Here is an 11,933-nt window from a genome sequence, read left to right as displayed (position 1 = left end):
GGGAATCGTAATGCAAGCGCTTTAAGATTCCCGCCTGCGCGGGAATGACGGCCGCGCTATTGGATTCCGTCAATGATAGCTTGTTTCAGGATTTTTTGTGAAGGAAAATTTAATTTATCTATATAGATTTCTCCATTTCGCTGCGCTTCAGTCGAAATGACGGATATTATATAGGATAGTTGCATCGAACTCTGCGATCTCTGCGTCTTCCTCCGTGTACTCTGTGGTTAAAAAACGCGTTATTCCATTGCCAGCCTCAAAAAGCTTTTCACTTCATCATTGATATCTTCTTTAAAGAAGATCCTCAAATGATGGTTAAATTGACCTGTTCCTGGTACTTGTGCAATCTTAGTGAAGCAAAGATTGTTTTCGTATGGTTGATCGAAAGGAATAACCACATGAATAAAATTTTTACCCAATTGCGTAATACATGCAAAATTGGTTTTTGATTCGATTGCAATCATGGATTTTGTAGGTCTGAGATTTATCTCTCCTAATTCCGTCAATTGCTCAATAAAAAAACGGAATAACCCTAAAGTATATTCCGTTTTTCCGTTTAAAAAGTCTGATAAATGTTTTTCTTCAGACATCATAATTTTTTAATCTTCTAATAATTTTGTTGCAGCCTCATCAGTAAACCAGGTTAATTTTCCATCAATCGGATCAATCAACTGCGAAGGGTACGTCGCAACATCTTTTTGCTCATCGCCAATAACATGTTTCAAGGCTTCGGCTTTATTCTCTCCAAAAACCAAAAATGCTACATTATCGGCTTTGTTGATTAATGGTGCTGTAAAACTGATGCGATACGTATCCAATTTCTCTACATAAACGGAAGCCACATTTACCTCTTCATCTTTAACTAAAGTGGTGTGCGGGAAAATCGAAGCTGTATGTGCATCATCGCCCATACCTAAAAGAATCAAATCGAAAACAATGTCTTCACCATTAAAATGCTTGTCGATTGCTTTTTTATATTCGATAGCTGCTTTTTCTGGAGCCAAAGTGGTATTAACGTAAAAAATATGATCTTCTTTAATGCCTAGTGGGTCAAGAATTGCTTTTTTAGCCATTAATCCGTTGTAATTATCATCATTAGCAGGAACGTTGCGTTCATCACCAAAGAAGAAGTATACTTTTTCCCAATCAATTCTATGCTGGCCTTCTGTAGCCAGAAGATGATAGAGTGCTTTAGGAGAACTGCCGCCAGTTAATACGAAATTAAAGCGGTCGTTTTCTTCGATAGACATTTCTGCAATTTTAATTACATAATCTGCCAGATCCTGATTCAGTTCTTCTAATGTTTTGTATATGAGTAGATTCATTTTTATATATTAAATAATGTCATGTTGAGCCTGTCGAAACACCTATTGTAAGTTCTTCGACAAGCTCAGCATGACAATTTGCTTATGGCTATGCGACTAGTTGTCCATACCATCAACTTATTATTCCTTATTCTTCAATGGCAAGTTAAACCAGTGGAAACCATCTCTTGCAATAAGTGCTTCAGCTTCTTCTGGTCCCCAGCTATCGGCAGGGTAATTAGGGAAATTGATTGATTTTTTGCTTTCCCATGTATTTAAAATCGGCATGACCAGTTCCCATGCTGCTTCTACCTGATCGCCACGCATAAACAACGTTTGGTCACCCATCATGGCATCTAATAATAAGGTTTCGTAAGCCTCAGGGGTATCACCCTCGTAAGTTCCTTTATAATCGAAAACCATATCAACAGGATTTAATACCATATCCAATCCAGGTCTTTTGGCTTGTACCTGCATACGGATACTCATTTCTGGCTGTATGCTGATTACTAACCTGTTTTGTTGCCAATTTTCAGTTACTCCTGATGAGAAAATCTGATGTGGCACATCTCTAAACTGAATAGTAATTAAAGATGAAGTTTGATTTAAGCGTTTCCCGGTTCTTAAATAGAAAGGAATACCTTGCCATCTCCAGTTATCGATATGGAATTTAACAGCAGCAAAAGTCTCGGTATTAGAGTGTGCATCAACACCTTTTTCCTGACGGTATCCAGGAACTTCCTTGCCTTCAACCCAACCTTTACTATATTGACCCCGAACAGTATGAAAACGGATATCTTCTGCAGAAAAAGGACGCATCGCTCTTAAAACCTCAACCTTACGATTCCTGATTTCATCGGCATCAAAATTAATTGGTGCTTCCATTCCAACCAAACAAAGCAATTGTAGCAGGTGATTCTGGATCATATCTCTCAAAGCACCAGAGCCTTCATAATAACCTCCACGATCGCCCACACCTAACTGTTCGGTTACCGAAATTTGAACGTGATCGATATAAGACCTGTTCCATAACGGCTCGAACAATGCATTGGCAAAACGGAAAGCCATCATGTTTTGTACGGTTTCTTTACCTAAGTAATGATCGATGCGATAGATCTGCTTCTCGGTAAAAATGGTGCTCAATAATGTATTCAGTTCTTTTGCTGATTCTAAATCATGACCGAAAGGTTTTTCGATAACGATACGGCTATTGTCTTCATCTTGCGTAAGTTTATATTTCTGCAAACATTCAGCAATAATCGGGAAGAAATTAGGTGCAACGGCCAGATAGAAAATTACCTGTGTTCCAACTCCAAATTCTTTTTGATATTTTTCTACAGTTGCCTTAAGGTTTTCGAAAGTTTTTGGCTGAGCAAAATCGGTAGGACAGTAACTCATAGTCTTTGCAAAATCGTCCCATTTCTCTTTTTTTACTTTTCCACTGCGTGAAAACTGATTTACAGCATCTTCTAAAGCAGCTTTGTAGCTATCGTCGGTAAATTCGGTTCTACCGGTACCAATAACGGCAAACTTATCTGGCATGTAACCCTCAATAAATAAATTATATAGGGCAGGTGCTAATTTTCTTTTGTTTAAATCACCTGTTCCACCAAATATTACAAAAATGGTAGGGTTTAATGCGGTTTTGGTTTTCATTTTATGTTATTGTTCGTGAATCTAATAGGTTATGATAATTTATTCCAATCAGCATGGAAAACACCATCTTTATCAATACGCTCGAAGGTGTGTGCGCCAAAGAAATCTCTTTGTGCCTGGATTAAATTAGAAGGCATTCTAGCTGTGGTAATGGTATCGAAATAGGTTAAGGTAGACGCAAATGCAGGGATACCCAAACCAGAATTGATACATGCGCTAATTGTTTTGCGTGTACCAGCTAAAGTACCTTTAATAATGTTCTGGATACCCGCATCGCCAAATAAATGTTCTAAAGCGTTGTTTTTATCATAAGCCTGATAAATATCTTCTAAAAATTTAGCCCTGATGATACAGCCACCACGCCAGATTTTAGCAATTTCCTGTAACTGTAAATCGTATTGGTATTCTTTTGAAGCCTGAACCAATAAATGCATGCCTTGTGCATAAGCACTGATCATAGAGAAGTAAAATGCATCTTCCAGTTCATCAATAGTAACAGCAATTTTGGTGTCTTTCTTGCCAAAAGCCTCTTCCAGGGAAACCCTTAGTTTTTTGAATTTAGATAAATCGCGGTTAGAAACAGCCTCATTAATGGTTGGTACCGGTAACTGAAGTTCCATTGAAACCTCTGATGTCCATTTCCCGGTACCTTTTGAACGTGCTTCATCTTTAATCTGATCTAAAAGATCGTTTTGTGTCTCAGTATCTTTAAAAAGAAAGATTTCAGCTGTAATCTCCAATAAGAAAGATTGCAATCTACCTTCGTTCCATTTTTTGAATACTTTATATATTTCTTCGTTGGTATAACCTAATCCATTTTTAAGGATGCCATAAACCTCGGCAATAAGCTCCATAATGGCATACTCAATTCCGTTGTGCACCATTTTAACAAAGTGGCCAGAAGCACCGGGGCCAATGTAGGTTACGCAAGGATCGGTTCCAACTTTTGCAGCTACTGCGTCAAAAACATCTTTAACTACGTTATAAGCTTGTTTATCGCCACCTGGCATCATACTCGGACCAAAACGTGCACCTTCTTCACCACCAGAAATACCCATTCCGAAGAAATGTAAACCATCTTTTTCCAATTCGTCAACACGGCGGTTGGTATCGGTAAAATGTGAGTTTCCACTATCGATAATAATATCACCTTTGCTCAAAAGTGGTTTTAGTTCTGCAATAACGCTATCTACAATCGGTCCGGCTGGTACTAATAAGATTAACGTACGTGGTGTTTGTAAGCTAGAAATAAAGCTTTCAATATCGTCAAATCCTTCTAAGTTGTGTTTCTTGCCTTCTTCTTCAAGTTTCGAGATCATCTTTCTGTCTTTATCGTAACCAGTTACAGAGAAGCCTTTATCAGCCATGTTTAATAATAAGTTCCGGCCCATTGTGCCTAAACCGATCATTCCCAATTTATATTTTTTTGAATCGTTATTTGCCATTTTTTATTTTTTATAATGCACCCAAAATTAGGGTTTACAAATTAATATTGCAGCTATTGTTGTTAAAAGATTGTAATAATGATTAATTATTTTTTAGGCTCAACAGTAAAAATGTTGTACTTGTCGGCCAGTTTCCAGAGTTTTGCACCACCCTTAATTCCGTCTCTGTTGGTTACAATTTTAATATTGTTTTCCAGTTTAAAGTCTATTTGTTTAGAATTGCCACCACCAATATATAAGGTATCATAATTGAAAACTGTTTTATAGATTTCGATTACTTTTTTGAGCCTTTTATTCCAACGTTCTGCTCCAATTTTTTCGAAAGCCTTATTTCCGATATAATCATCATAGTCTTCTTCCTTGTTGATGGGGAAATGTGCGAGTTCTAAATGCGGCAGTAATTCTCCATCGAATAGTAAAGCTGTTCCAAAACCCGTACCTACTGTAAAAACAATTTCAAATCCTTTGCCCTCAACCACACCTAAGCCTTGCTGATCTGCATCATTTACCAAACGTACTGATTTGCCTAACTCGTTGGCTACACGCTGAGCGAGATCAACATCTGCCCATTTGTTTTTTGCCAGGTTAGGGGCGGTTTTAACAATTCCGTTTTTAACATAACCCGGAAAACCGATCGATACGCGGTTGTAGCTAACAGGAAAAGGCTTAATCAACTCTATAATTCCAGAAACAATGTCCTTTGGAGTAGCTTCTGGCGGGGTTTTGCTTTTTAAATATTCGGTAAGCATATTTCCGCTTTCATCCAAAAGAACCGTTTTAATGCTTGTGCCACCTATATCAATAGATAATATATTGTTGTTTTCAGCTTTTTTGTCTGTAGCCATAATTGTGTATTTATAATTTCGAAGTTCTACAAATAAATTAAAACAACAAACATAAAATGAAGATCGAAGTAATTTAGGTGTAATAATATATTCTATAAAATCTATGTATTTAATAGAATATATTTATGTTTGTTCCGTTAAACTAAAAAAGACCACGACAGTTATGACGGTAAACTACCTTGCATTTGCCATTCCAGCATTTTTTATTTTCGTATTTATTGAGTTTAAGATCGCCCAGCACCAAAAAAAAGCGAAAATATTTAAATATGAAAGTACGGTTGCAAATTTTAGTGTAGGTATTGCCGAAAGGTTATTGAACTTATTTATTGCAGCGAGTTTTTATCAGGTATACGATTGGGTGTATTTAAATTATGCAATTTTCGATATTTCTACAAAATGGTATGTATGGATATTATTGCTTTTGTCAACAGATCTTGTTTGGTATTGGTACCATAGGCTCGGCCACGAAATTAATTTTTTGTGGGCTGCACATATCGTTCATCACCAGAGTGAAGAGTTTAATTTATCTGCGGCTGCGAGGATTACGACCATTCAGGCCATTTTCCGCAATGTGTTTTGGTGTATATTACCATTAATTGGTTTTCATCCCAATATGATTATTACCATTCTTTTGGCTCATGGAGCCTATTCTTTTTTTACGCATACACAATTAATTGGTAAGCTGGGTTGGCTGGAACATATATTCATTACGCCATCTTTGCATGGTGTTCATCATGCCTCTGACGAAAAATATCTGGATAAAAACTATGGCGATGTTTTTGTATTCTGGGATAAATTATTCGGTACTTTTCAGACCGAAGAAGAGGCTCCTAAATATGGTTTAACACATCCTATTAAAAGTTATAGTTTCCTGTGGCAACATTTTCACTACTATTTAGAAATAGGAGAGGCATACAAACGTGCAAATGGATTTAAGGCCAAATGGAATGCCGTATTCGGGAGTCCAGCGTTGATGGATCAAAACATCCGGCCCATTTTAGAAGAGCGGTACTTTCAGAATAAAATACAACGTGCTGCTAAACCTAAATTCAAAACCTATTTAAATATACAGTTGATAGCAGTAGTTGCAATGCTTACTGGTACTACCTTATTTTACAGTATTTTAACCCCATTCAATAAAGCTGCAATACTTATCTTTATCTTGCTCACCTTAATCAACATCGGCGCGCTTTTGGAACAACGTAAATGGATCTATTACCTGGAATGTTTCAGGTTCATATTAATTTTTGGGTATTTTTTCTACGCTTTTAACCTGCTTGGTTTTTTAATATTTCCCGTGATTATCTTAATTGCACTGGAACGGACATTCTCTTTACGTAAACTTTACATGAAACATGTATTTGAGTACGCAAAAGTAGGTTAGTCAGGTTTCTTTATCTTTCGGTTTTGGTTGATATATAAATGTTACAACGCGATGTTTCGTTTTGTTGCTCTATTTATTTCCTTGGCGCCATGCCTTGTAATAAAATTATTACGTGATGCCTTTGTGTTAATGATTTAATCCATTATGGCCCTATTTTTCTATGTCTATTATTAATATAGCTGTTTTTCGCTTTGTTTGGGTATAACTTAGTTATCCCGTCCTTCTTACGATCATCCATATTTCTGTCTGTTTAAACATTCAATTAAAAAATATTTCTTGCTGATTTGTTTTATTGTTTTTAGTTTCGATTTGTTTTGTTAATTTTAATTAACGAAATATATAGTAAGTAAAACCAAACGAATCGCAATATATCTAGGCTGCTTTTCAATACGTTAATGCTTGCTTAATATATTTTTAACATAAACAGGCTTACTTTGCCCGCAAATCCGGACAAAATAAATCGCACATATGAACCCTATTACTAACCGGATATACTATAATAATTATGATCAAAAATTTTACTCAAGAGATTTCGTGGCATCAATGCGTTCTGCATGTAAAGCAAAGCAGTCCTCATAGTCAGCAAAGGAAAAGTCGAACTTTTTTTAAGGGTAAGCTAAAACGCTTTAGTTTTTTAGTTTGTGTTATGCTGATACAATTAATTTGTATTAACGAAAGTTTTGCGCAAACTCCAGCACAAAATATTGTAATTAAAGGTACCGTGTTAGATGACCAGGATGGACAAATATTAATTGGGACAACGATAACGGATAACAATAAGAAGTTTTTGGGCGTAACCAATGAGAAGGGAAATTATACCATCACTATTGCTAAAGGAACTACTATTCTTTATAATATGGTGGGCTACAGAACCTTATCGAAGGTTTTTAATAATAGTGATAATAGTGCAGTAGTAAGACTTCAATCGTCTACCAGCCAATTAAATGAAGTGGTGGTTACGGCATTAGGCATAAAGCGTGAGGAAAAATCGTTAGGTTATGCAGTTTCTAAATTAGATAGTACGGCCTTTACCAATGCGGTTTCTAGTAACTGGACAGATGCTTTATCTGGTAAAGTAGCTGGTTTAAATTTGATTAGAAATAGTGGCCCAGCCGGTTCAAATAAAATTATTCTTCGTGGTGAAAATAATTTGACAGGAGATAACGAAGCCTTAATTGTAATTGATGGCGTTGTGGCGAGTAGTTCGGCAAGGCGTACAGGCGGTACAGGAGGCGGTGTTTACGGTACATCAGGAGATATTATGCCTGCCGATTTTGGTAGTGGGTTAAATGATTTAAATCCTGATGATATAGAAAATGTAACCGTATTGAAGGGGCCTGCTGCATCAGCATTGTATGGACAGCGTGGAGCAAATGGGGCTATCATCATCACAACAAAATCTGCCAGTTTAAATAAAAAGAAAGTTAATATCTCTTTTACTTCAAATAGTGCATGGGAAGAAATTAACAAAAGTCCTGATAGGCAAACACAATACGGCGCTGGGGTATCTGGCAATTCATATTACTCATATGGAGCGAGTGCCGATGGAGCAAACACCAATTCTACAAGTTCTACTTATGGCCCTGAGTTTTCTCCTGGAGCGATGTTTTTTCAATATGACCCTGCAACCAGAGCGCAAGGATTAACCAGAACACCATGGGTGGCAACTCCTGATCCAATTGATGCATTTTTTAAAACCGGTTTCGAATCATCCAATTCATTTGGTATAGATGGTACTTATAAAAAAGTGGGTTTACGCTTCTCTGCAAGCCATGGCAATAACGAATGGATTGTGCCAAATACAGGTTTGGAGCGAACTACTGCTGCATTAAATATTACAAGTAACGTAACTAAAAAACTAAACATTAACGCCAAGGTGCAATATAGCAATAGAAAAAGCGATAATTTACCAGCCACGGGTTATGGTAATCAGTCGTTAATGTATTGGTTTATGTTTGCACAACCAAATATGAATATTGATTGGTATAAAGATTATTGGGCAACAAACTTAGTTTACAGACAGTTTACAAATTTAACTACCACTTTCCCTGAAGGCCCTTATGCTATATCAGAGCAATATTTAAACGGACAAAGACGGAATGGTTGGTTAGGAAACATCCAAGCGACTTATAGATTTACGGATGCATTGAGTTTAATGCTTAGAGCATCGGGAGATTTGAATAATGATGTTCGCGAAACTCTTCGCCCCTGGGATGCTGCAGGTAATAAATTCGCACATGGTTCTTATCGCGTTGCGGATATACGATCTTACGAAATAAGTGCCGATTTTTTATTAAAGTATAATAAACAATTAACTAAAGATATTCAGCTTACTGCTAATTTAGGTGGTAGCCAAATGCGTAATCAATACAACAAGCTAGAAAAAAGAGCTGATGGATTAGTTATTCCAAATCTTTATGAGTTAAGCAATAACGAAAATCCTTTAGTTTATGCCCCCGATACGGCACAATACAGGCTCAATAGCTTTTATGCTTTAGCTTCTTTAAGCTTTAAAAACTACCTTTATTTAGATATAACAGCCCGTCAGGATTGGAACAGTACATTAGCAACAATTACCAGAACTGATAATGTTGGTTTTTTCTATCCTTCTGCAAGTTTGGCTTTTGTTGCTTCCGATTTTTGGAAACTACCAAAGGTAATCAGCTTTGCTAAATTAAGAGCCTCTATTGCCAGTGTTGGTAGTGGTGGCACCACGCCTTACAGAACTGCTTATAATTATTTGTACGCAGCAGATGGTATTTACCCTGATAGTGCGATGAATAATCCACGTGTTTTGCCAAATCCCGATTTAAAGCCACTAAAAACGACCACAATTGAGCTTGGTTTAGATTTAAAATTATTTAACAACCGATTAAACTTTGATTTTGCAGCTTATAGCGGAAATACCAAAAACCAGATTTTGAGTCGCATTGTTGATAAGGCCTCCGGTTATAATGTTCAAGTAATAAATGTGGGTAGGGTAGATAATAAAGGCATTGAGCTTGCTATAAATGCTACACCGCTAAAATCTCGTACTTTTAAATGGGAGGTAAATGCAAACTTCTCGGCCAATAGAAATAAAATTAGAGAACTGGCAGATAGTTCAGTTGTGTTACGTACTGGTGCGCTAGGTGGCGGACAAGTGGTTGCCAATGTTGGCGGTAGCATGGGCGATATGTATGGTAGAGGTTATTTACGTTCACCAGATGGGCAAATAGTTTTTAATCCGACCACAGGAGTAGCGCTAGAAAATCCTGATTTGCTGTATTTAGGTAACACAATACCTCAATTTAGGTTTGGTTTTGGCACTAGTATTACTTATAAAAATGTTAGTGTTAGTGCATTGTTTGATGCACAATTAGGCGCAGTTGGGCATTCTTTAACATTTTCTAGAATGGCATCGTTAGGTAAACATAGTATTACCTTGCCAGGAAGATATAATGGCATAGTTGGCGACGGGGTACTTCTAAATCCTGATGGAACATACCGTAAAAATGATGTGGTAGCCACCGATATGAATGCCTATTACGAATCAATTTATGGTAGTGGGCAAGCAGAAGGAAGTGTATTTAGAACGGATTACTTAAAATTTAGAGAAGCAAATTTAACATACAATTTTGGGCAAAAAGTGCTTAAAAGTATAGGTTTTACTAAATTGAGTCTAGGCGTTTATGGGCGTAACTTATTTATTTGGTCGCCTTGGCCAGCTTTCGATCCCGAGTTTGGAACATTAGCGGGAGGAGATATAGTTCAAGGTTTTGAAACAGGTCAATTGCCTTCAACCAGAACTTTTGGAGCCCGTTTAGTAGTTGGACTTTAATTTTATCAACATGAAAAATTATAAACAAACATTAGCATATACTTTTTTAGCCATTATTGGTTTAACCTTTAATTCTTGTACAAAAGACTTTACCGGAGTTAATACCGATCCTATTGGCAAGAGCACAACAACAGCAAACCAATTATTAGCACCTGCTTTAGTTGGTGTTCTTAACGCAAATATGAGCAGAAATTGGAATTTTAATAACCAACTAATGCAAGTAACGGTTGAAATTAACGATTCGGAAGGTCGTGTTTTTAGGTACGATGTACGAAGAACACAGGCAGATTATACCTGGAACAATTGGTACTTATTTTTAACTGATTTAAAAGATATTTATACCATTGCCAGCAAGCCAGAATCGCTAAACAAATCATATCAAGGCATATCACTTGTTGCTCAAACTTGGGTATCTCAATTATTAACTGATACTTATGGAGATGTACCTTATAGCGAAGCCAATTTAGGTAAAGAGGGAAACGTACAACCTAAATTTGACAGACAAAAAGATATTTATGCTGATATGTTTGCCAAATTAGAACAAGCTAACCAACTTTTAAAAGAGGGTACGCCAATTAATACCACCGGTGATCCTGTTTTTCAAGGCGATGTTTCAAAATGGAGAAGGTTTTGCAACTCGTTATATTTACGATTATTATTAAGGGCATCGGGCAAAGCCGAAGTTGCGCCAACTATAATTGCCAAAATAAAACAAATTGTTGATGGCAACCCATCAGAATATCCGATAATGCAAAATAATACCCACACGGCTAAAATTTTATGGAACGGAACAAACAGTAGTACCGCAGTTTTTTCATCACCATTTATGGTGAATATTAGAGCTGCTGATTTCAGAGGAATTCCTATTTGCAATTTCTTTTTGGGTAATCTGGTAACATGGGATGACCCCCGTATGAATAGTAATTTAACAGGTAACAATGTTAATCGTTTTTGTATAGATGCTGCACCAAATGGTGGTTTTGTTGGTATTCCAAGTGGTTATGCTCAGGGATCTGGTCTTTCGGTCTTATCTCACTTTAATTCTGATGCTGAAAATAAGCCCACCTTACAAACTGATCGTTTTACAGGTATAATTATGAATGCTGCCGAAGTTGATTTTATTTTGGCAGAAGCTGCTGCAAGAGGATGGATTAGTGGCCCAACTGAAAAATATTACTACAAAGGAATGGTTGATGCGATAAATTATTGGTTGCCAAATTACATCAGTACAACAACTGATAGTAGGTTTATTGATTATGTACAGGCAGCCAATTTAGATTGGGATTCAACACTTCCATTGGATAATACCACATCCGGAAATAGTCAGTTAGAAATGATTCATATACAAAAATACTACGCAATGTTTTTGGTGGATTTTCAGCAATGGTTTGAATATCGCCGTACCGGGCATCCTATTTTACCAAAAGGACCCGGTTTGGTTAACAACCAAAAAATGCCAGCAAGGTTAAATTATCCAGT

8 protein-coding genes are annotated in these 11,933 nt (G+C 36.7%); 3 read left to right on the top strand and 5 right to left on the bottom strand.

The genetic code is table 11. The features are described from left to right. Positions 1 to 239 precede the first annotated feature (239 nt). From ASU31_RS25515 to ASU31_RS25495, 5 genes are all read right to left on the bottom strand, one after another. A complete protein-coding gene (locus ASU31_RS25515; RefSeq protein WP_245224611.1) occupies positions 240 to 593 on the bottom strand; it encodes a DUF5655 domain-containing protein in 354 nt (117 codons plus the stop codon). A gap of 6 nt (positions 594 to 599) precedes the next feature. After that, on the bottom strand, positions 600 to 1,325 hold the full coding sequence (gene pgl, locus ASU31_RS25510; protein ID WP_057935069.1) for a 6-phosphogluconolactonase: 726 nt from the start codon (positions 1,323 to 1,325) through the stop codon (positions 600 to 602). Between the two features lie 120 nt (positions 1,326 to 1,445). Then, complete coding sequence (zwf, locus tag ASU31_RS25505; protein ID WP_057935068.1) at positions 1,446 to 2,960, bottom strand: glucose-6-phosphate dehydrogenase; 1,515 nt, start codon at positions 2,958 to 2,960, stop codon at positions 1,446 to 1,448. Positions 2,961 to 2,989: 29 nt separating this feature from the next. Beyond that, positions 2,990 to 4,405, bottom strand: coding sequence for an NADP-dependent phosphogluconate dehydrogenase (gndA, locus tag ASU31_RS25500; RefSeq protein ID WP_057935067.1), 1,416 nt, complete (start codon positions 4,403 to 4,405; stop codon positions 2,990 to 2,992). An 86-nt stretch (positions 4,406 to 4,491) separates the two neighbouring features. Next, positions 4,492 to 5,250 carry an ROK family protein gene (locus ASU31_RS25495; RefSeq protein WP_057935066.1) on the bottom strand — a complete coding sequence of 253 codons (759 nt, stop codon included), beginning with the start codon at positions 5,248 to 5,250 and terminating at the stop codon, positions 4,492 to 4,494. A 163-nt stretch (positions 5,251 to 5,413) separates the two neighbouring features. Between ASU31_RS25495 and ASU31_RS25490 the strand changes: the two genes are divergently transcribed. From ASU31_RS25490 to ASU31_RS25480, 3 genes are all read left to right on the top strand, one after another. Then, a complete protein-coding gene (locus ASU31_RS25490; protein WP_057935065.1) occupies positions 5,414 to 6,634 on the top strand; it encodes a sterol desaturase family protein in 1,221 nt (406 codons plus the stop codon). 646 nt (positions 6,635 to 7,280) lie between these two features. Further along, entirely contained in the window at positions 7,281 to 10,454 is a 3,174-nt protein-coding gene (locus ASU31_RS25485; protein ID WP_057935064.1) for a SusC/RagA family TonB-linked outer membrane protein, read from the top strand. Between the two features lie 10 nt (positions 10,455 to 10,464). Then, positions 10,465 to 11,933, top strand: a 1,469-nt coding sequence (locus tag ASU31_RS25480) for a SusD/RagB family nutrient-binding outer membrane lipoprotein (RefSeq protein ID WP_057935063.1), incomplete at its 3' end; no start/stop codon positions are given.

It is taken from the genome of Pedobacter ginsenosidimutans (assembly GCF_001442625.1).
GTDB lineage: Bacteria > Bacteroidota > Bacteroidia > Sphingobacteriales > Sphingobacteriaceae > Pedobacter > Pedobacter ginsenosidimutans.
This window is presented reverse-complemented; position numbering and strand designations above follow the sequence as displayed.

Coding starts and splice junctions, on each gene's coding strand:
- ASU31_RS25515 (WP_245224611.1), bottom strand. CDS start 593: ATGATGTCTGAAGAAAAACATTTATCAGACTTTTTAAACGGAAAAACG.
- pgl (WP_057935069.1), bottom strand. CDS start 1,325: ATGAATCTACTCATATACAAAACATTAGAAGAACTGAATCAGGATCTG.
- zwf (WP_057935068.1), bottom strand. CDS start 2,960: ATGAAAACCAAAACCGCATTAAACCCTACCATTTTTGTAATATTTGGT.
- gndA (WP_057935067.1), bottom strand. CDS start 4,405: ATGGCAAATAACGATTCAAAAAAATATAAATTGGGAATGATCGGTTTA.
- ASU31_RS25495 (WP_057935066.1), bottom strand. CDS start 5,250: ATGGCTACAGACAAAAAAGCTGAAAACAACAATATATTATCTATTGAT.
- ASU31_RS25490 (WP_057935065.1), top strand. CDS start 5,414: ATGACGGTAAACTACCTTGCATTTGCCATTCCAGCATTTTTTATTTTC.
- ASU31_RS25485 (WP_057935064.1), top strand. CDS start 7,281: ATGCTGATACAATTAATTTGTATTAACGAAAGTTTTGCGCAAACTCCA.